The following is a 20592-nucleotide window of genomic DNA, read 5'->3' on the forward strand; positions in this document are numbered from 1 at the left end:
CGGGCCACGGACACCCGCACGGGCCTCCATCAGCGGGATGAATAGTCATACCGGACGAGGAGATCAGCTGTCCGTGCACAGGGATCTGAACTGTCCGCTCACCCGGATGTCCCACTGTCCGTTGACAAGAAGCCCTGTCCGTAGCCGGGGGTCTGGAGCATCCCCGGCATGACGTTCGAGGCGTACACGCGAAAGGAGCGAGTCCGCTGGTACAGCGGGACAGTCTGCTCATGAACGCGCCGCATCCCGTCACGGTGGATCTGCCGCCACTCGACGTACATCGACTCAGCGTTTCGGGACGCGGCGATCAAATCGGCCGCGTGATCGTCGGCCCCACAGGCAGCGCACCAGGCACGGATGTCAGCGTCCGAGGGCGGTGTCTTGCCCCGCGCGATCCGGGAGGACTTCGACTTGTGCCAGCCGCACAGAGCGGCCAGCTCATGCCCTGTCAGGCCAGCGTCTTGCATGAGGCCCTGCAAGCGGGCAGCCACAGCGGCTCGTGCCGCTTGGGCGCTGGAGAGTGGAGAGGAAGGCATGAGCTGACCGGTCAGGAATCAGACGGCGTACTTCTCGTGCGGGATGGCTCGCTCCCACACGGCTTCGAACGCCGACGCGCACAGCTCAACTGCGGCAGGGTCTTCCGTCTGGTCAGTGTGGACCCACCGGCCGACTCCGTCGAAGACGTTGAACTGGACAAGGCGGCCGTCGAACAACCAGAAGTCGTTGCCCGGCAAGGCAAGGTCCGAGGCGTTGCGACGGGGCAGCCAACGGATCTGCTCACCGGCCGCGACGTTCGTGAAGGTGCCGGAGTGCTCGAAGGCGATGTAATCGCTGACTGGCTCCGAGACGATGCGGGCACGTCGGATGACAACACCCTTGGCCGTGACCTCCTGGACGAGGTCGAGCCAGGGACGCCACCACGAAGCCTGGTCCTCCGGGTCGAGCCGACGCCCCTGCTTCCATGCGGCGAAGCCTTCGATCTCGTTCTCAACGCCGTACGTGTCGCGCATCTCAAGATGCACGGCTGACTCCTGCACTGACCTGATGAGGTCAGAGAAGTCAGTCAGACTCTGCGACACGGAGCGCCTCCCTGAGAAGCGGGATCATCCGCTTCGGAACCCTGATCACCGACTCATGCCCGGGGATCGGCACATCCCGCGAGCTCTCGCCCGTGGTCCGCTCGTCTGCCGTCCACCCCTGGATCACAAGATCCTTCGACTCCTGGTCCACCCACACAGCGGGTGATCCGTGATCTCCGGACTCGGGGTCTTTACCGACGAACCGTAAGGCCATGGTGTCCCTCCCTGTCGAGCGCGTTGCGCCTGGTTGCACGACCTTCACTCTGCCGGACAGCGCTGGTCAAGGGGGCCGGAACCGGAGTGTTCGGCAGAGGAAAGGGCAGTACCGTCCAGGGTGGTGGGGGAGTCTCCCGCATCTGATCAGCGGCTCTCGATGATGGTTCCCCCAAGCATCACCACGCGAACTCCTCGTGCAGTGGCTCGATGAGCAGGCCGGGCAGGGAGGCGGAGGCGGCGGCGCCGATGATCGTCACGAAGGCGACGGCCGCGGCGAACCAGGCGCGGTGCACGCGCCCCGGCCGCCGCGGGGCGACGGGCACGGCGGCGGGCGTGGGGGCGGGTGTGGAGGCTGTCTGCGTCACGCAGTCAGCTTCCGGCCCGCGGGCGGCGCCCGACAGTGGCCTGAACGACATGCTTCGATACGATCGGGCCATGGAGCCCCGTGCGCACCGTGTCGTCGTCCTCGCCCTCGCCGGGCTGCTGCCCTTCGAACTCGGCATCCCGCACCGGATCTTCGGGTACGCCAAGGACCCGGCCGGGCGGCCCTTCTACGAGACCCTCACCTGCGCGCTCCGTCCCGGACCGGTGGCCACGGACGCCGACTTCGCGGTCGACGTCGAGCACGGTCCGGAGCTGCTGGCCACCGCCGACACGGTGGTGGTGCCCGCCTCGTACGAGCTGGGGCCGGTGTACAAGGAGGGGCGGCTGACCGAGCCGCTCGGCGCGGCCCTCGGCCACATCCGACCCGGCACCCGGCTGGTCTCCATCTGCACGGGGGGCTACGTCCTCGCCGCCGCCGGCTACCTCGACGGCCGCCGGGCGACCACCCACTGGGCCTCCGCCGAGCACTTCCAGCGGCTCTTCCCGGCCGTGCGGGTCGACCCCGGCGTGCTCTACACCGACGACGGGGACGTGCTGACCTCCGCCGGGGTCGCCGCCGGCATCGACCTGTGCCTGCACATCGTCCGCCGCGACCACGGCGCGGCCGTGGCCAACGAGGTGGCCCGGCGGACCGTCGTACCGCCCCACCGGGACGGCGGGCAGGCGCAGTTCATCGAACGTCCGGTCCCCGAAGCGCCGTCGGCCGGCACCACGGCGGCGCGTGCCTGGATGCTCGACCGGCTGCACGAGCCGATCCGGTTGAGCGACCTGGCGCGGCAGGAGTCCATGTCGGTACGGACGTTCACGCGCCGCTTCCGCGAGGAGTCCGGGGTCAGCCCGGGGGAGTGGATCGTCGGGCAGCGGGTGGAGCGCGCCCGGCGCCTGTTGGAACGCACGGAACTGGCGATGGAGCAGGTGGCGCGCGAGGCGGGCTTCGGGACGGCGCAGTCGCTGCGCAAGCACGTGCAGGCGGCGTTGGGGGTGAGCCCGACGGCGTACCGGCGCACGTTCCGGGCAGCGGGCGCCCTGGTGGGGTCGGTCGGGGCGGGCGGGCCGGTCGGGCCGGGGCGCGCGACAGACGGTGGGCGGCGGCCGTCGCCGTGAGCGGCGGCGTGGTGGCCCTGCTGGCCGCCACGACCGGGGGAACGCCGGCCGCCGCCGAGAGCGAGCCGCCGCCCCCGGGCAGGTGGAGTTCCCCACCCACTGCCTCCCGCCCCAGGAGGCCGGGCTGTCGCCCGCCGACGGTCCGACGACGGCCCGGATCAGCGTCGACGACCCCGCCCCGAAGGTCGGCGACACCGTCACCGTGACGTACCGGATCGCCGCGACCCCCGCCGTGAACCCCGCCGCGACCGAACTGCCCGCCGACGCGGTGACCCCCAGCGGGCGGATCGTGCTCGCGGGCGCGCAGAGCGGCGAGGTGACCGTGGTGGGCGTCCGACGCAACGACGCGGTGCCGGCGGGCGCGACCCTGCCGGGCGTGACCATGACCGGGACCTTCACCGTCACCGCGCCCGGCGGGATCACCCTCGCCCCGGGCGGTTACACCCTGCACACCGGTCACCCCGTGGACCTGGACACCACGTGCACCGCGGCCGGTCCCGCCCCCGTGTCCCAACGCCTCACGGCCGCCCCGCTGCCGACGGCCAACCCGCGCGCGCTCACGCTGGGGACGGCGTTCGGGAAGCCGGGCGCGAGGGTCGCCGTCACCGGCTCCGGCTTCGCCCCGGGGGCGGCCGTCACGGTGGCCGGCCGGACCGGCGCCGCCGAGACCGCCGACCGGGTGGCCGCCACCGCCGACGAGCGGGGCGTGGTCCGGGCCGAGCTGCCGGTCACCGACAAGGGGACGACGGGCGTGGTCGCGTACGAGGGCACGGCGTGGTCGGCGCAGGGCGGATCGGGGCCGGCCGCCTACACGGTGATCGATGCCGCCGCGGTGGTCGATGCCGCCGCGGTGGTCGACGCCGCGCCGCCCTCGCAGGGCACCCGGAAGGCCGCCGACGCCCACAACACCGCCCGCGACGGCGGCTTCGCGGTCCGCGGCCTCGACGAGCCGGGTCGCGCCACCGCCGCCTGGACCGCGCTCGCGCGGGAGCGGGTGACCGTGCCGGCCCGGGGATCGGTCGACGTCGGGTTCACCGTCACCGTCCCCGACCGGGCCGAGCCGGGGGACCATCCCGGAGCCGTCGTGGCCCTGGAGGACCGACCGGCGGACGCCGGCGCGGGCGTCGACGTGCGACAGGCGGTCGCGGCCCGCCTCTACCTCCGGGTCACCGGGCCGACCGCGCCCGCCCTCGCCGTCCGGGACGTCCGGGTCGGCGGGAGCGACGGACGCGCCGAGGTCACGTACACGCTCCACAACCGGGGCAATGTCACCCTCCGGCCCCACGCCGTCCTCACCGTCTCCGGAGCCTTCGGTCGCACCCTGTCGCGGCGGGCCCTCACCGGCCTGCCGGCCGAGCTGCTGCCGGGCCAGGACGTGCGGCTGAGCAGCAGGTGGGACGGCCCGCCCGCCCTGGAGTGGACCCGGTTGACGATCCGGGCGCAGGCCCCGGGGGCCACCGCCGAGGGCGCCGTCGAGCATGCCGCGCACCCCCTCCTGGCCACCCTCCTGGCGGGCGCTTCGACCGTCCTGGCGGTGGGCTGGTCGGCGCTGGGAGCCGCATCGGGGAGAATGGCCCGTATGAGCGATCGTTCCCCCGAGCCCACCGCCCCGCACCGCGCGGGCTTCGCATGCTTCGTCGGCCGCCCCAACGCGGGGAAGTCGACCCTGACCAACGCGCTCGTGGGCACCAAGGTCGCGATCACCTCCAACCGGCCGCAGACCACGCGCCACACGGTCCGCGGCATCGTGCACCGCCCGGACGCCCAGCTGGTGCTGGTCGACACCCCCGGCCTGCACAAGCCGCGCACCCTGCTCGGCGAGCGCCTCAACGACGTCGTCCGCTCCACCTGGGCCGAGGTCGACGTCATCGGCTTCTGCCTGCCGGCCGACCAGAAGCTCGGCCCCGGAGACAAGTTCATCGCGAAGGAACTCGCGGGGATCAAGAAGACCCCCAAGATCGCCATCGTGACGAAGACCGACCTGGTCGAGTCCAAGCAGCTCGCCGAACAGCTCCTGGCCATCCACCAGCTCGCCGCCGAGCTCGGCTTCGAGTGGGCCGAGATCGTCCCCGTCTCGGCCGTCGGGGACAGCCAGGTCCAGTTGCTGGCCGACCTGATCGCGCCGCTGCTGCCCGAGAGCCCGCCGCTGTACCCGGAGGGCGACCTCACCGACGAGCCCGAGATGGTGATGGTCGCGGAGCTGATCCGCGAGGCCGCGCTGGAAGGCGTACGGGACGAGCTCCCGCACTCCATCGCCGTCGTCGTCGAGGAGATGATCCCCCGGGAGAACCGCCCGGCGGACCGCCCGCTGCTGGACATCCACGCGAACGTCTACATCGAGCGGCCCAGCCAGAAGGGCATCATCATCGGCCCGAAGGGCTCCCGCCTGAAGGAGGTCGGGATGAAGTCGCGCAAGCACATCGAGGCGCTGCTCGGCACCCCGGTCTTCCTCGACCTGCACGTGAAGGTCGCCAAGGACTGGCAGCGCGACCCCAAGCAGCTGCGCAAGCTCGGCTTCTGACCTCGATCAGGGCGAGGAGAGACGCACTAGGGCAGCCGGCGGACCTTCACCGCGTTGTCCAACCGGGTCCCGGGCCGGCCGTCAGGCCGGCTCTGGGCCCGTTCGTGCTCCTCGGCCAGCAGCACCTCCCAGGCGCCGTCGGGCAGCTCCAGGTCCGCGACGACCTCGGCGGGCTTCGGGAAGCGGACGCCCTCGACCGGCGGCTCCTGCCAGGGCGCCCAGCCCGCGTGGCCGACGATCAGCAGGACTCCGCCGGGGGCCACGGCGGCGGCCGCCCGGCGCAGGATCCGCTCGCGCGGGAAGTCCCCGTACGAGTGCAGGAAGCAGGCGGAGACCAGGTCGTACTCGCCGGCCGGGAACGAGTGCGCGAAGTCGTGCCGCTGCCACTCCACCCGGTCGCCGACGCCGGCGTCCGCCGCGTGCGAGGCCGCTCGTTCCAGGGCCACCCCGGAGATGTCGGTCGCGGTCACCCGCCAGCCCCGCCGGGCCAGCCAGACGGCGTCGCCGCCCTCGCCGCAGCCGAGGTCCAGGGCCCGGCCCGGGGCGAGGTCCGCAGCCTCGCGAACCAGGGCGGCGTTGGCCTCGCCGCTCCAGATCCGGTCGTTCTCCCGGTAGCGGCCGTCCCAGAACTCCTCGCCCGTGACACCGGGCTCCGGGGTGGGCGGCTGGGCGTCGGTGTGCACGTGGTCGGACACGGGAACCTCGGTCTCTCGCGGTCTCGCGGGGAAGGGTACGGGCCAGGCCCCGACCGTCCGGGTGCCTGTGTCGCCGATGCTCCGCCCGGGCACCCCGAAGCGCCAAACACTCTTGCCGTTTCGGCAACCGCGCGCCCGTCCGGACGGGCATGCGCCGCACCGCGCCCGGCCCCCGCCGGCCGGATCCGAGGGGCTACTGCGCGGGTGGGACGGGCTCCGCGATGAGGGCCGTCGCCACGCGGCGGAAGCCGATCCGGCCGTAGATCCGCGCCACGTCCTCGTCTCCCGCCGACAGGAACACCGTCCGGGCCCCGCCCGCCAGCGCCTGTTCGACCAGGGCCGCCGTCACCGCGAGGGCCAGGCCCTGCCGGCGCGCCGCCGGGAGGGTGCCGACGCCGACGACCTCGGCGACGTCGCCCACCGGGATGTACTGGCCCGAGCAGAGCACCACGCCGTCCCGTACGGCCGCGGCCATCCCCGTGCCGCCCGAGGCGAGCTGACCCGAGACCCGCGCGCGGCGCGGTTCCACCGTCGGATCCGTCAGCGCCGCCGCCAGTTCGGTCGGCCCGGCCTCGCCCAGCGCGGTGCCCGGGGCCGCGAACGCCAGCATCGGCACCGTCACCGCGGCCGCCAGCAGCGGGTCGTCCGCGCCGAGGACCCGTACGTCCGGATGGGCCGGGGTCGGCCGCACGGACTCCAGCACCATCAGCGGATGGGAGCTGACGCGCAGTCCCGCCGCCTCCACCGCGGCCCGCAACGAGGGGCTGTTTTCGGCCACCCATTCGAAGGCCTCGGGCACCTTCAGCTCCCGTTGGCGGGCGAGCACCCGCTCCACGTCGGCCGCGGAGGCCTCGGGTCCGCCGAGCGAGGGGCGCGCGTAGTACGGCCACCCCTCGCCCTCCCGCACGAACAGGGTGAGCGGCCCGAAGTCCTCGGCCCGGGCTCCGCCCACGCGCGGGACCGTGTCGTAATACCGCTCCAGGGCGGAAAGCATCTCTGTGGTCATCCGCCGATCCAAGCAAAGCGCCGGCTCGCGGGCCTCCCGATTACCGGGGGATCACCGGGGGAGCACCGCAGACACCCCGAGGGGCGGCCTACGCGCCCTCCTTCAGCACGCGCGAGATCAGATCGCGTTGGGCGTCCGACAGGTACGGCTCCGCGCAGGACACCGTCCGCCCGTCCACCGTGATCCGGTACGAGAAGCCGTCCCGAACCCGGTCCGGCCCGTGTCCGGGCGGACCGGACAGCAGGGCCTGTCGGGCCAGCCGCCGCCACTCGTCCTCGTCCGGCCGGCCCGAGGTGTCCACCTCGGCCCGGCGCTCGATGCCCGCGAAACCGCCCGTCCGCACCACCAGAATCCGCATGACCGCCTTCTTACCCCGGATCGGCCGCCTACCCCAGGCCGACCGTCGACCACGCCTTCTGGAGCGCCTGGTGCTCGGGCCCGCCGTCCCCGTAGCGCGCGACGGCCGCCGCCGTCGAGAGCCGGGCGAAGTCCGCGAACTGCGCGTCCGCGGCGAGCCCCCCGCCGGTGAGGGTGTCGTACCAGATCCGCCCGGCCCGCTCCCAGGACTTGCCGCCCAGCTCGGTCGCCACGATGTAGAAGGCGTGGTTCGGGATGCCGGAGTTGATGTGCACGCCGCCGTTGTCGCTGTGGGTGCGGACGTAGTCGTCCATCGACGCCGGCTGCGGGTCCTTGCCCAGCTCGTCGTCGTCGTACGCCGTGCCGGGCGCCTTCATCGAGCGCAGCGCGACCCCGCTGACCTGGGGTCCCAGCAGCCCCGCGCCGATCAGCCAGTCCGCCTGGTCCGCCGTCTGCTCCAGCGACCACTGCTTGATCAGGGAGCCGAAGACATCGGACATCGACTCGTTCAGGGCTCCCGGCTGGCCCCGGTACTCCAGGTTGGCCGTGTACTGGGTGACGCCGTGGGTCAGCTCGTGGCCGATCACGTCCACCGACACCGTGAAGTCGAGGAAGAGGTCCCCGTCCCCGTCGCCGAAGACCATCTGGCGGCCGTCCCAGAAGGCGTTGTTGTAGTCCTCGTCGTAGTGCACGGTCGCGTCCAGGGGCAGCCCCGCGTCGTCGATCGAGCGCCTGCCGAAGCCCTTGAGGAAGAGTTCGTGGGTGGCGCCCAGTCCCGCGTACGCGCGGTTGACGGTGGCGTCCCGCGTCGGGGCGTCGCCCTCCCCGCGCACCTTCGTCCCGGGGAGCCGGGTGCGGTGCAGCGCGTCGTGGACGGTGCGGCGCGGTTCGTCGGAGACGGGTGCGCCGAGCGCCGGGGCGACGCCCCGGACGGCGGTGACCCGGCGCCGGGTACGCAGCAGGGAGTCGCGTTCGAGGGTGCGCTGCGCGGCGTCGGCGCGACGGGTGTCCTCGGACCGGGCGATGCGGTCGAGGAGGTGGGGCGGGACCACCGTGCAGAAGACGGGGTGCGCGGGGTGGTGAGTGGCGTCCATGCGGGCAATGTGGCAGTGCGTGATGGCAGTGTCACTAGCAGCGACCATGATTCATTCGGTTGTCTGAAAGCGTCCGCGTCATGTTGACGGATCGCCCGGACCTGGCGGCCAGGAAAGAGCTTTACCTCACAAACGGTGCAAATCGGACCACCCGGTCTTGCATACTGAAACAGGTCCTCGCATCACGGCGCGGCTCGGCTAGGCTCGATCCATCATGCGTTTCGGGCTGCTTCTCCTTAGCTGCCGCGGCGAGGGTCTGTAGTCGTAGGCCGGCCCCCTCCCCGCGGAGTTTGGTGTTGCGGTTTTGCGACCGCCCGTCGGCCGTCCCAGCGAACTACACGCGGACACGCGAGGAGCCCTACGCCATGAGTCAGCAGCCTTTTGTCGCTCGCCCCACGCCCATCACGAACGCGACCCACACCCAGCGCCCCTCCGGGATGCCGGTGCACAAGTACGGCTTCTACGAGCAGGTCGAGATCCCGGACCGCACCTGGCCGAACGCCCGCGTCACCCAGGCCCCCCGCTGGCTGTCCACCGACCTGCGCGACGGCAACCAGTCGCTGATCGACCCGATGACCCCCGCCCGCAAGCGCGAGATGTTCGACCTGCTGGTGCGCATGGGCTACAAGGAGATCGAGGTCGGCTTCCCGTCCTCCGGCGAGACCGACTTCAACTTCGTGCGCTCCATCATCGAAGAGGGCGCGATCCCCGACGACGTCACCATCTCCGTACTGACCCAGGCCCGCGAGGACCTGATCGAGCGGACCGTGGAGTCCCTGGTCGGCGCCCGGCGCGCGACCGTCCACCTGTACAACGCGACCGCCCCCACCTTCCGCCGCGTGGTCTTCCGCGGCTCGAAGGAGCAGATCAAGCAGATCGCCGTCGACGGCACCCGCCTGGTCATGGAGTACGCGGAGAAGCTGCTGGGCCCGGAGACCACCTTCGGCTACCAGTACAGCCCGGAGATCTTCACCGACACCGAGCTGGACTTCGCCCTGGAGGTCTGCGAGGCCGTCTGCGACGTCTGGCAGCCGGGCGAGGGCCGCGAGATCATCCTGAACCTGCCCGCCACCGTGGAGCGTTCGACGCCGTCCACGCACGCAGACCGCTTCGAGTGGATGGCCCGCAACCTGACCCGCCGCGAGCACATCTGCATCTCCGTGCACCCGCACAACGACCGCGGCACCGCCGTCGCCGCCGCCGAGCTGGCCCTGATGGCCGGCGCCGACCGTATCGAGGGCTGCCTGTTCGGGCAGGGCGAGCGCACCGGCAACGTCGACCTGATCACGCTGGGCATGAACCTGTTCTCCCAGGGCATCGACCCGCAGATCGACTTCTCGCAGATCGACGAGATCCGTCGCACCAGCGAGTACTGCAACCAGATGGAGGTCCACCCGCGCCACCCCTACGCGGGCGACCTGGTCTACACCGCCTTCTCCGGCTCCCACCAGGACGCCATCAAGAAGGGCTTCGACGCGATGGAGGCCGACGCGGCCGCCGCCGGCAAGACGGTCGACGACATCGAGTGGGCGGTCCCGTACCTGCCCATCGACCCCAAGGACGTCGGGCGTTCCTACGAGGCCGTCATCCGCGTCAACTCGCAGTCCGGCAAGGGCGGCATCGCCTACGTCCTGAAGAACGACCACAAGCTGGACCTGCCGCGCCGCATGCAGATCGAGTTCTCCCGGATCATCCAGGCCAAGACCGACGCCGAGGGCGGCGAGGTCACGCCGAAGGCGATCTGGGACGTGTTCTCCGACGAGTACCTGCCGAACCCGGAGAACCCGTGGGGCCGCATCCAGCTGCGCTCCGGCTCGACGGCCACCGACAAGGACGGCACGGACACCCTGACCGTCGAGGCCGTCGTGGACGGCGTCGACGCCGTGCTGACCGGCACCGGCAACGGCCCGATCTCGGCCTTCTTCGACGCCCTGGCCGGCATCGGCATCGACGCCCGCCTGCTGGACTACACCGAGCACACGATGAGCGAGGGCGCCTCCGCCGTGGCCGCCTCGTACATCGAGTGCGCGATCGACGGCCGCGTCCTGTGGGGCATCGGCACCGACGCCAACACCACCCGCGCCTCCCTGAAGGCGGTCATCTCCGCCGTCAACCGCGCGGGCCGCTGACCCTCCCCGCCCCCGTCCGGAACCCCGCCGCTCCCATCGGAGCGGCGGGGTTCCGCGCGTCACGGGGGAGCCGGACGTCATCGGCGTGACCTCCGCGCCGCTCCGTCCGGATGGTGCGGGCGGCCACGACGTTGACGCGGATCCCGCCCGCCGCGCGATCCGGCGCGAGCCACCGCGCGGGGCCGACACCCCCTGCGCCGCCAGGCCAAACGCCGCCCGGGCGGGCCGGAATCGGGCAGGCGGAGATCGGCCAAGTCCCGGATCCGGGGGATGTTGTCTTGTCACACGACTGACGCATCCTCACCGATGTGGCTAACATCACGCCAACCCGGGCGATGGTGCCAGGGGGTCCCGCCCGTGCCCGAAGGGCCACGGGGGAGTTACGGAGGTGCGACGTGCTGCCAGCTCGGGATGGGGACGGCCGGAAGCTGACGGCCTGGGGCATCCGGACCACCTGGAGCACGGTGGGCGACGGGGAGTTCTTCTGCCCCGGCTGCGGGGGTGACCGCAACTACCGCCGCCGCACCGGCCGCCGCAGGTTCACCGTCCTCGGGGTCCCGCTGCTGCCGCGCGGCCAGGCCGGGCCCGTCGTCGAGTGTCAGGCCTGCCGGGAACGCTACGACACCGACGTGCTGGACCACCTGACCACCACCCGCTTCTCGTCGATGCTGCGCGACGCGGTCCACACGGTGACCCTCGCCGTGCTGGCGGCGGGCGGAACCGCCTCCCAGAGCACGCTGGAGGCCGCCGTGTCGGCCGTACGGTCCGCCGGGTTCCAGGACTGCACCGAGGAGCAGTTGGAGTCCCTCGTGGACGCCCTGGCCGCCGACGAGGGCCGACTGGGGCTGTACGACGGCCCGGAGTGCCGCGGGGCCGCGCTGTCGATAGAGCTCCACGAGACCCTGGAACCGCTGGCCCCGCACCTGGCCGGCCCGGGCCGCGTCTCGCTGCTGCTCCAGGGCGCGCGGATCGCCCTCGCCGACGGGCCGTACACCCCGGCCGAGCGCGAGGTGCTGGCCACCGTGGGCGCCGCGCTGCGGATGGACACGGACGAGGTGGCACGACTGCTGTCGGCGGTCCGGGCCCCGTAGCCCGGCCCGACCCGGCCCGTTCCGATCCGGCGCGCTGTGACCCGTCCCGTCCCGCTCCGGCCGCGTCCGGACACCGTGTGTCCCGCCCGCCCCGATCGCATCCGAAACCGGTCGCCGCGCCCCTCCTCGACGTAACGATCCGGCCTCGCGGGGCCGAACCGGAGCGCCGCGCGACCCGTGCCACGGGATGGAACCGGCCCCTCCGCGAGCGGGGCGCCGCCCTGCCCGGTGGCTGGAATCATGCGCTCTGCTTTGCCGTGTCGAACCACGGCGAAGGCGGTCCGCGCAGGTCATCGCCGGGGACTTGGCGCGAGCGCAGTGCGCGCCCGGCGCGGGATGCGGCCTTCGTGGGCCGCCGGCCCTAGCCGCCCCCCGCGCGTTCCCGCCAGTGGAGGAAGCTCCAGATCGCAGCTCCCGGAACGTCAACACTTTGTAGAAGTCGACGATATCTGTGAGCGCCCCCACAGGCGTTCAATTCCGGTCACACGACGAGACGCCGCCGGTAACACAACGGGGCTTCGATGCACGTGAATTCACTGACATCCCGGCGGACCAACGGGTTCGCGACCCACTCCGGCCAGGGATGACCAGATCTCCTCTCGTTTACCTACCTATCGAAGGGCAAGGCAGAGATGGCACGTGTCGCCGCCCGGCTTTCCGTCAACGGAGAGCAGAGCTCGCACCCGGTCGACGAGGTGCTCCCCCTCCCCAAGCTGGCGCTGTACGGCTTCCAGCACGTACTCGCCTTCTACGCCGGTGCCGTGATCGTTCCGATCCTCGTCGGCAGCGCGCTCAAGCTCAGTCCCGAGCAACTGGTCTACCTGATCAACGCGGACCTCTTCACCTGCGGCATAGCCTCGATCATCCAGGCCTGGGGCGTGGGCCGGATCGGCGCCCGACTGCCGATCGTCCAGGGCGTCACCTTCACCGCCGTCTCCCCGATGATCGCCATCGGGCTGGGCGCCGGCGGTGGCACGGCCGCCCTGCTGGTGATCTACGGAGCCGTCATCACGGCCGGCATCGCCACCTTCGCCTTCGCCTGGATGCCCGCACGCGTCTTCCGCGTCGTGATGTCGCTCTTCCCGCCGGTGGTGACCGGCACGGTGATCACCATCCTCGGCATCGTCCTGCTCCCGGTCGCCCTCAAGGACGTGGTCGGCGGCGCGCCGCTGGTCGGCGACGGCGGGGACCCGAAGCAACTGGCCTACGCGGTTGCCACCATGCTCTTCGTCCTCCTGATGATGCGTCTCGGCCGTCCCTTCGTCTCCAGCATCGCGGTCCTGCTCGGCCTGGTCGGCGGCACGCTCGTCGCCTTCGCCCTCGGTGACGCGAAGTTCGCGGCCGTCGGCCACTCCGACTGGATCGGCGTCACGACGCCCTTCCACTTCGGCGCCCCGAAGTTCGAGTGGTTCCCGATCCTTCTCATGCTGATCGTCATGCTGATCACCATGGTCGAGACGACCGGTGACACCTACGCGGTCGGCGAGATCGTCGGCAAGGACGTCGACAGCGAGACCGTCGCCCGGGCGCTGCGGGCCGACGGCGCCGCCACCGCGATCGGCGGCCTGCTGAACTCCTTCCCGTACGTGGCCTTCGCCGAGAACGTCGGACTGGTCCGGGTCACCAAGGTCAAGAGCCGGTTCGTGGTCGTCGCGGCGGGCGTGATCATGATCATCCTGGGTCTGCTGCCCAAGGCCGCCGCGGTCGTCGCCGCGATCCCGCCCGGCGTCCTCGGCGGCGCCGCCACCGTGATGTTCGGCATGGTTGCCCTCGCCGGCATCCAGACCCTCGGCAAGGTGGACCTCAAGGAGGAGAAGAACGCCCTGATCGTCGGCGTCGCCCTCGCCTTCGCGCTCTTCCCGGCGACCGTCCCGGCCTTCTTCGAGAAGCACATGAGCGTGGACCTCGCCTCGCTCCTCAACAGCGGTGTGACCCTCGGCGCCACGGCCGCGATCGTGATGAACCTGCTCTTCAACGGCCTGGGCAAGGGCGATCCGCACGCCGACCCGAACACCGCCCCCGACGCCGCCGCCCCGGAGGTCGTGCTGCCCGCCCAGGCGGACGCGCCGGTCGCCCTGGCCGCCGCGCACAAGGCGGACGGGCCGGACAAGGCCAACGCGGCGGACAAGGCCAACGCGGCGGACAGGGTCGACGCGGCGGACAAGGTGAACGCGACGGATGCGCCCGGCGCCGCGGGAGCGCCCGACACGGCGGACGGTGCGGCGGCGCCCGCCGGCTGATCCGCCCCCGAGGCCCGACGACCCGACGGCGCTCCGCCCGGACCCCGGTCCGGGCGGAGGGCCGCGCCGTTCCCCTCGTACAGGCGTCCCCGCGCGGGTCCCCGTACAGGTGACAATGGGGCCATGAGTCTGTTCCGCGACGACGGCATCGTGCTGCGCACCCAGAAGCTGGGTGAGGCGGACCGCATCATCACGCTCCTCACCCGAGGCCACGGCCGGGTGCGGGCCGTCGCCCGCGGCGTACGGCGCACGAAGTCGAAGTTCGGCGCCGGGCTGGAACCTTTCTCCCACGCCGACGTGCAGTTCTTCGCCCGGGGCAGCGAGCTGATCGGCCGCAGCCTGCCGCTCTGCACCCAGACCGAGATCATCGCTCCGTACGGCAACGGCATCGTCACCGACTACGCCCGCTACACCGCCGGCACCGCGATGCTGGAGACCGCCGAACGCTTCGCCGAGAACGAGGGCGAACCCGCCGTACAGCAGTACCTGCTGCTCGTCGGCGGACTGCGCACGCTCTCGCGCGGCGAACACGAACCCCACCTCATCCTCGACGCCTTCCTGCTGCGCTCCCTCGCCGTCAACGGCTACGCGCCGAGCTTCGACGACTGCGCGAAGTGCGGGATCCACGGCCCCAACCGGCACTTCTCCGTCGCCGCGGGCGGGGTGATATGCGGAGACTGCCGCGTACCCGGCAGCGTCGTACCCTCGTCTGAGGCCATCGCTCTGCTCAGCGCGCTGCTGACGGGCGACTGGGGTCACGCGGACGCCTGCGAGGCGCGTCACGTGCGGGAGGGCAGCGGGCTGGTCTCGGCCTATTTGCACTGGCATCTGGAGCGCGGGCTACGCTCCCTGCGATACGTCGAGAAATAGGAGCTGGACACATGGCACGACGCGGCATTCTGGGACGCTCTCGCCGGGAGTACAAGGTTCCCGAGCCGCACCCGTCCGGTGCGCGCCCGCCGAAGATCCCCGGCGAGCTGGTCCCGAACCACGTGGCCGTGGTCATGGACGGCAACGGCCGATGGGCCAAGGAGCGCGGACTGCCGCGCACCGAGGGCCACAAGGTCGGCGAGGGAGTCGTCCTCGACGTGCTCAAGGGCTGCCTGGAGATGGGCGTCAAGAACCTCTCCCTGTACGCCTTCTCGACGGAGAACTGGAAGCGCTCGCCCGACGAGGTCCGCTTCCTCATGAACTTCAACCGCGACGTCATCCGCCGTCGTCGCGACGAGATGAACGAACTGGGCATCCGCATCCGCTGGGTCGGCCGCATGCCCAAGATGTGGAAGTCGGTCGTCCAGGAACTCCAGGTCGCCCAGGAACAGACCGTCGACAACGACGCGATGACCCTGTACTTCTGCGTCAACTACGGCGGCCGCGCGGAGATCGCGGACGCGGCGCAGGCCATCGCCCGTGACGTCGCGGCCGGCAGGCTCGACCCGTCGAAGGTCAACGAGAAGACCTTCGCGAAGTACATGTACTACCCGGACATGCCCGACGTGGACCTCTTCCTGCGCCCGAGCGGCGAGCAGCGGACCTCCAACTACCTGCTCTGGCAGAGCGCGTACGCCGAGATGGTGTTCCAGGACGTGCTGTGGCCGGACTTCGACCGCCGGAACCTGTGGGCGGCCTGCCTGGAGTACGCCCAGCGCGACCGCCGCTTCGGCGGCGCCGTACCGAACCAGGGGGAGCCGGGCGCCTCCGCCTGACCGGATACCGCCGAGGGGCTCCCTTTCATGAACACGGATAGGGGGCCCTCGGCGCAACCGGACGGGCCGGTCGCGGTGACCGGTACCGCCACCGCGCAGGCTGTTCTTCCCCGCCGCCGGCCCCCGGGCCGTGCTGGACCGGAACCTGCGCTAGCCGGCCGCGGCCGCGCAGTCGGCGCAGGTGCCGAAGATCTCGACGGTGTGGGCGACGTTCACGTAGCCGTGCTCGGCCGCGATGGACTCCGCCCACTTCTCCACGGCCGGGCCCTCCACCTCGACCGCCTTGCCGCACTTGCGGCAGACCAGGTGGTGGTGGTGATCGCCGGTGGAGCAGCGGCGGTAGACGGACTCGCCGTCGCTGGTGCGCAGCACGTCCACCTCGCCCGCGTCGGCGAGGGACTGCAGGGTGCGGTACACGGTGGTCAGGCCCACGGAATCGCCGCGGTGCTTGAGCATGTCGTGGAGTTCCTGGGCGCTGCGGAACTCGTCCACCTCGTCCAGTGCCGCCGCCACGGCCGCCCGCTGCCGGGTGGATCGTCCTCGTACTGGCGCGGTATTCATCTCGCCAGGCGCAGTCGCCACCGGTTCCTCCTCGTTTCGGCCTCGGCCCATTGTGCCAGGCGGCCGAGACTCCTAGACCTTCACATCGTCGCGCGTACAGACCTCCTCGGCGCTCCGGGCGGCCTTGGCCCGGCGCCGGGCCAGGGGGGTGGACAGGGCCGTCATCACCATGAAGACGGCGATGGCGAGCAGCACGATCATGGCGCCGGAGGGCGCCTCGACGTAGTACGTGGCGGCCGTGCCGGTCAGCGCGACGGTGACGCTGATCGCGATGGCCAGGCCCAGCGTCGTGGCGAAACCGCGGGTCATGCGTTGGGCGGCCGCGACCGGGATCACCATCATGGCGCTGACCAGGAGCAGGCCGACGATCCGCATCGCGACGGTGACGGTGACGGCCGCGGTGATCGCGATCAGCAGGTTCAGCGCGCGCACCGGCAGCCCGGTGACCCGGGCGAACTCCTCGTCCTGGCAGACGGCGAACAACTGCCGGCGCAGACCGATCGTGACGGCGAGGACGAAGGCGGCCAGGATCACCATGGCGATGACGTCCTCGGACGCGACCGTGGTGATCGAGCCGAACATCGACCCGAGCAGCATGGTCGTGGACCCGCCGCCCAGATTGATGATCATGACTCCGCCGGCCAGGCCGCCGTAGAAGAGCATCGCGAGCGCGACGTCGCCGCTGGTCCGGCCGCGGGAGCGGATCAGCTCCATGCCGACGGCGCCGACGACCGCGACCAGGGTGGCCATCCACACGGGGCTGGTGTGGAGGACGAAGCCCAACGCGACGCCGGTCATCGCGACGTGGCCGAGGCCGTCACCCATGACGGCCTGGCGGCGCTGGACGAGGTACGTGCCGATGGCGGGGGCGGTCAGGCCGACCAGACCGGCCGCGATCAGCGCCCGCACCATGAAGGGGTAGGTCAGGAGGTCCATCAGCTCAGCAGTCCCGTCCGGAGGGGCTCGGCGTCGTGCGCCGCGTGGGGGTGTACGTGGTCGTGGCCGGGGAGGGCGTGCTGGCCCACGGCCTCCGGGGGCGGGCCGTCGTGCATCACGCAGCCGTCGCGCAGGACGACGGCCCGGTCGATCAGCGGCTCCAACGGGCCCAGCTCGTGCAGGACGAGCAGGATGGTCGTCCCGGCCTCCACCTGGTGCCGCAGCGCGTTCGCGAGGACCTCCTGGTTCGCCAGGTCCACGCCGGCCATCGGCTCGTCCATGATCAGCAGTTCGGGTTCCACGGCGAGTGCCCGGGCTATGAGCACCCGCTGGTGCTGGCCGCCGGAGAGCGCGTTGATCGAGGCGTCGGCGTACGTGTCCATGTCGACCAGGGCCAGTGCCCGCTCGACGGCGGTCCGGTCGGCCTTGCGCAGCACCCCGAAGCGGGAGCGGGCCAGGCGGCCGGCGGAGACGATCTCCCGGACGGTGGCCGGGACGCCGGCGGCGGCCGTGGTGCGCTGCGGGACGTAGCCGATGCGGGACCACTGGCGGAAGCGCCTGAACTCGGTTCCGAAGAGGGACAGCGCGCCGTCGGTCAGCGGGACCTGGCCGACCACGGCACGCACGGCCGTGGACTTCCCGGAGCCGTTGGCGCCGAGCAGGGCGACGACCTCACCGCGCCGGACGGTGAGGTCGATCCCGCGCAGCACGGGGCGCGAGCCGAGCGAGGCCGTGGCCCCGCGCAGGGATATGACGGGCTGGTCCGTTGTCTGACCCGACGTGGACTGCATGGCGCGCGCCTCCGTTGCTGCTGCTGTCATCACTTGGCTCCGAGGGCCTTCTGGAGGTTCTTCAGGTTCGACCGCATGACCTCGAAGTAGTCAGCGCCCTGGGACTTGTCGGTGATTCCCTCGAGCGGGTCGAGGACGTCGGTCTTCAGGCCGGTGTCCGTCGCGAGGGCCTTGGCCGTCTTGTCGCCCGCCGGCGTCTCGAAGAACACGGTGGTCACCTTGTCCTTGGCCGCGACGCCCTGGAGGTCCTTCATGCGGGCCGGGCTGGGCTCGGACTCGGGGTCGATGCCGGAGATGCCCTCCTGGTCGAGCCCGTACCGCTCGGCGAGGTAGCCGAAGGCGGCGTGCGTGGTGATGAAGGTCTTGGAGGCCGTGTTCTTCAGGCCGTCCTTGAACTCGGTGTCCAGGGAGCCCAGTTCGGTGACCAGCGTCGCGGTGTTCTTCTCGTAGTCCGCCGCGTGCGCGGGGTCGGCCTTCCCCAGGGCCGCGCCGACGCCCTTGGCGATCTCCGCGTACTTGGCGGGGTCGAGCCAGACGTGCGGGTCCTTGCCGGCGCCGCCGTGGTCGTGCTCCTCGCCCTCGGCCGCGTGGTCGCCGGCCGCGTGGTCGTGGTCGTCGTGCCCGGAGGCGGCGTGCGCCTCCAGCGCGGTGAGGGTGCCGGCGTCGACGACGTTCTTCACGCCGGACTGGGCGACGGCCTTGTCCACGGCGGGTTGCAGCGTCTTGAGGTAGAGGATCACGTCGGATTCGCCGAGTCGGCCCGTCTGCTTGGGCGTGATCTCCAGATCGTGCGGTTCGACACCCGGCTTGGTCAGGGTGGTGACCGCCACGTGCTCCTTGCCGATCCGCTCGGCGAGGAACTGCATGGGGTAGAACGACGCCGTCACGGCGAGCCTGCCGTCCGTGTTCCCTCCGGCGGCACTGGCTCCGGAGCAGGCGGTGAGGGCCGTCGCGCCGAGGGCGACGGCGCCGGCGAGGGCTGCGGCGGGTATGAGGCGTCGTACGTTCATGACATCCATTTTCATCAAAGATGGAAACGATTGTCAAAAACCCTGGTGGGGGGAGCCCGCGCGGGCCGTCCGGGGGCCGGGGAAGGGCATCCCGATTTGAAAGGGGGGGTGCGGGCGCCGGTAACCTAAAGGCTTCGCCGTTCGTCCTCGTAATGAAGAGAGCACCGTGGCCGCCGACAAGATCGAAACCATCGTCAGCCTGAGCAAGCGCCGTGGCTTCGTTTTCCCGTGCAGTGAGATCTACGGCGGCTCCAAGGCCGCCTGGGACTACGGCCCGCTCGGTGTCGAGCTGAAGGAGAACATCAAGCGCCAGTGGTGGAAGGCCATGGTCACCGGGCGTGAGGACATCGTCGGTATCGACTCCTCCGTGATTCTGGCCCCCGAGGTGTGGGTGGCCTCCGGCCACGTCGCCACCTTCTCGGACCCGCTGACCGAGTGCACCTCCTGCCACAAGCGCCACCGCGCGGACCACCTGGAGGAGGCGTACGAGGCCAAGCACGGCCGCGTGCCCGCCAACGGTCTTGCCGACATCAACTGCCCCAACTGTGGTGTGAAGGGCCAGTTCACCGAGCCCAAGCAGTTCTCGGGCATGCTGGAGACCCACCTGGGCCCGACCCAGGACACCGGATCCAAGGCGTACCTGCGCCCGGAGACCGCCCAGGGCATCTTCACCAACTTCGCCCAGGTGCAGACGACTTCCCGCAAGAAGCCTCCCTTCGGCATCGCGCAGATGGGCAAGTCCTTCCGCAACGAGATCACCCCCGGCAACTTCATCTTCCGCACGCGCGAGTTCGAGCAGATGGAGATGGAGTTCTTCGTCAAGCCGGGCGAGGACGAGCAGTGGCAGGAGTACTGGATGCAGGAGCGGTGGAACTGGTACCGCGACCTCGGCATCCGCGAGGAGAACATCCGCTGGTACGACCACCCGAAGGAGAAGCTGTCCCACTACTCGAAGCGCACCGCCGACATCGAGTACCGCTTCAACTTCGGTGGCAATGAGTTCTCCGAGCTCGAAGGCGTGGCCAACCGCACCGACTTCGACCTCAAGGCCCACTCCGCCGCCTCCGGCCAGGACCTGTCGTACTTCGACCAGGAGGCCGGCGAGCGCTACACCCCGTACGTCATCGAGCCGGCGGCCGGTGTCAACCGCGCCATGCTCGCCTTCATGCTCGACGCGTTCAACGAGGACGAGGCCCCGAACGCCAAGGGCGTCATGGAGAAGCGCACCGTGATGCGCTTCGACCCGCGCCTGGCCCCGATCAAGGTCGCCGTCCTGCCGCTGTCCCGCAACCCGCAGCTGTCGCCGAAGGCCAAGGGCCTCGCCGCCGACCTGCGCAAGAACTGGAACATCGAGTTCGACGACGCGGGCGCCATCGGCCGCCGTTACCGTCGCCAGGACGAGATCGGCACGCCGTTCTGCGTCACCGTCGACTTCGACACCCTGGACGACAACGCGGTGACCGTGCGCGAGCGCGACACCATGAAGCAGGAGCGCGTCTCCCTGGACCAGATCCAGAGCTACCTCGGCAGCCGTCTGCTCGGCTGCTAGTGCTGCACCGCGAAAGTTCGTGGAGGGGGGTTGGGCCGGTCAGGCCGGGCTGCCGAGGTAGAGGGTGCCGGCGCAGGTAAGGCAGTCCTCGGGACTGCCGATGGGGAGGCCGGTGGGGAGGAA

Annotated in this window: 17 protein-coding genes and 2 pseudogenes; 8 read left to right on the top strand and 11 right to left on the bottom strand. The window is 71.2% G+C overall.

All coding sequences use genetic code 11. The annotated features are described in order from the left end of the window. Window positions 1-101: 101 nt before the first annotated feature. The 3 genes and pseudogenes from OTB19_RS36195 to OTB19_RS36210 all read right to left on the bottom strand — a co-directional run. A pseudogene (locus tag OTB19_RS36195) lies at window positions 102-536 on the bottom strand (helix-turn-helix domain-containing protein); the annotation flags it as partial. A gap of 18 nt (window positions 537-554) precedes the next feature. Next, window positions 555-1079, bottom strand: a complete 525-nt coding sequence (locus OTB19_RS36200; RefSeq protein WP_267802996.1) for a DUF6879 family protein — start codon at window positions 1077-1079, stop codon at window positions 555-557. Window positions 1080-1474: 395 nt separating this feature from the next. Further along, window positions 1475-1711, bottom strand: a pseudogene (locus tag OTB19_RS36210) (MFS transporter); the annotation flags it as partial. Between the two features lie 19 nt (window positions 1712-1730). On the opposite strand from OTB19_RS36210, the gene OTB19_RS36215 reads away from it, so the two are divergent. Then, a complete protein-coding gene (locus tag OTB19_RS36215) occupies window positions 1731-2783 on the top strand; it encodes a GlxA family transcriptional regulator (protein ID WP_267802999.1) in 1053 nt (350 codons plus the stop codon). 1570 nt (window positions 2784-4353) lie between these two features. After that, complete coding sequence (era, locus tag OTB19_RS36220; protein ID WP_053682004.1) at window positions 4354-5304, top strand: GTPase Era; 951 nt, start codon at window positions 4354-4356, stop codon at window positions 5302-5304. Between the two features lie 26 nt (window positions 5305-5330). On the opposite strand, the gene OTB19_RS36225 is transcribed toward era, so the two are convergent. The 4 genes from OTB19_RS36225 to OTB19_RS36240 form a co-directional block, all read right to left on the bottom strand. Then, window positions 5331-5999, bottom strand: coding sequence for an SAM-dependent methyltransferase (locus tag OTB19_RS36225; protein ID WP_420716981.1), 669 nt, complete (start codon window positions 5997-5999; stop codon window positions 5331-5333). A gap of 193 nt (window positions 6000-6192) precedes the next feature. Further along, the gene (locus OTB19_RS36230; protein WP_267803001.1) at window positions 6193-7005 is read right to left on the bottom strand and encodes a GNAT family N-acetyltransferase; all 813 of its coding nucleotides are present in this window, start codon (window positions 7003-7005) and stop codon (window positions 6193-6195) included. Between the two features lie 88 nt (window positions 7006-7093). Then, window positions 7094-7363, bottom strand: a complete 270-nt coding sequence (locus tag OTB19_RS36235) for a protealysin inhibitor emfourin (protein ID WP_267803003.1) — start codon at window positions 7361-7363, stop codon at window positions 7094-7096. A 28-nt stretch (window positions 7364-7391) separates the two neighbouring features. After that, window positions 7392-8456: a M4 family metallopeptidase gene (locus OTB19_RS36240; protein WP_267803004.1), complete on the bottom strand. Its 1065-nt coding sequence runs from the start codon at window positions 8454-8456 to the stop codon at window positions 7392-7394. A gap of 365 nt (window positions 8457-8821) precedes the next feature. Between OTB19_RS36240 and leuA the strand changes: the two genes are divergently transcribed. The 5 genes from leuA to OTB19_RS36265 all read left to right on the top strand — a co-directional run bounded on the left by leuA (window position 8822) and on the right by OTB19_RS36265 (window position 15622). Then, a complete protein-coding gene (gene leuA / locus OTB19_RS36245) occupies window positions 8822-10585 on the top strand; it encodes a 2-isopropylmalate synthase (RefSeq protein WP_267803006.1) in 1764 nt (587 codons plus the stop codon). 395 nt (window positions 10586-10980) lie between these two features. Beyond that, window positions 10981-11676 carry a TerB family tellurite resistance protein gene (locus OTB19_RS36250; RefSeq protein WP_267803007.1) on the top strand — a complete coding sequence of 232 codons (696 nt, stop codon included), beginning with the start codon at window positions 10981-10983 and terminating at the stop codon, window positions 11674-11676. 632 nt (window positions 11677-12308) lie between these two features. Beyond that, window positions 12309-13916, top strand: coding sequence for a nucleobase:cation symporter-2 family protein (locus OTB19_RS36255; RefSeq protein ID WP_267803009.1), 1608 nt, complete (start codon window positions 12309-12311; stop codon window positions 13914-13916). A 123-nt stretch (window positions 13917-14039) separates the two neighbouring features. Then, entirely contained in the window at window positions 14040-14786 is a 747-nt protein-coding gene (gene recO / locus OTB19_RS36260; protein ID WP_053681973.1) for a DNA repair protein RecO, read from the top strand. Window positions 14787-14797: 11 nt separating this feature from the next. Next, window positions 14798-15622, top strand: a complete 825-nt coding sequence (locus OTB19_RS36265) for an isoprenyl transferase (RefSeq protein ID WP_053681972.1) — start codon at window positions 14798-14800, stop codon at window positions 15620-15622. Between the two features lie 150 nt (window positions 15623-15772). Here the strand turns inward: OTB19_RS36265 and OTB19_RS36270 are convergent, their stop codons facing one another. The 4 genes from OTB19_RS36270 to OTB19_RS36285 are packed head-to-tail and all read right to left on the bottom strand — an operon-like array spanning window position 15773 to window position 18920. Further along, window positions 15773-16204, bottom strand: coding sequence for a Fur family transcriptional regulator (locus tag OTB19_RS36270; RefSeq protein ID WP_078999356.1), 432 nt, complete (start codon window positions 16202-16204; stop codon window positions 15773-15775). A gap of 51 nt (window positions 16205-16255) precedes the next feature. Beyond that, the gene (locus tag OTB19_RS36275) at window positions 16256-17119 is read right to left on the bottom strand and encodes a metal ABC transporter permease (protein ID WP_078999354.1); all 864 of its coding nucleotides are present in this window, start codon (window positions 17117-17119) and stop codon (window positions 16256-16258) included. Then, window positions 17119-17910, bottom strand: coding sequence for a metal ABC transporter ATP-binding protein (locus OTB19_RS36280; protein ID WP_267803019.1), 792 nt, complete (start codon window positions 17908-17910; stop codon window positions 17119-17121). Before OTB19_RS36280 ends, OTB19_RS36275 begins: the two co-directional genes overlap by 1 nt. 29 nt (window positions 17911-17939) lie before the next feature. Beyond that, window positions 17940-18920: a metal ABC transporter substrate-binding protein gene (locus OTB19_RS36285; protein ID WP_267803012.1), complete on the bottom strand. Its 981-nt coding sequence runs from the start codon at window positions 18918-18920 to the stop codon at window positions 17940-17942. A gap of 166 nt (window positions 18921-19086) precedes the next feature. Here OTB19_RS36285 and OTB19_RS36290 point away from each other — a divergent pair, with 166 nt between their 5' ends. Continuing rightward, entirely contained in the window at window positions 19087-20469 is a 1383-nt protein-coding gene (locus OTB19_RS36290) for a glycine--tRNA ligase (RefSeq protein WP_267803014.1), read from the top strand. The last annotated feature ends 123 nt before the right edge of the window (window positions 20470-20592 follow it).

It is taken from the genome of Streptomyces sp. H27-H5 (genome assembly GCF_026627505.1).
In the GTDB taxonomy this organism is placed as follows: domain Bacteria; phylum Actinomycetota; class Actinomycetes; order Streptomycetales; family Streptomycetaceae; genus Streptomyces.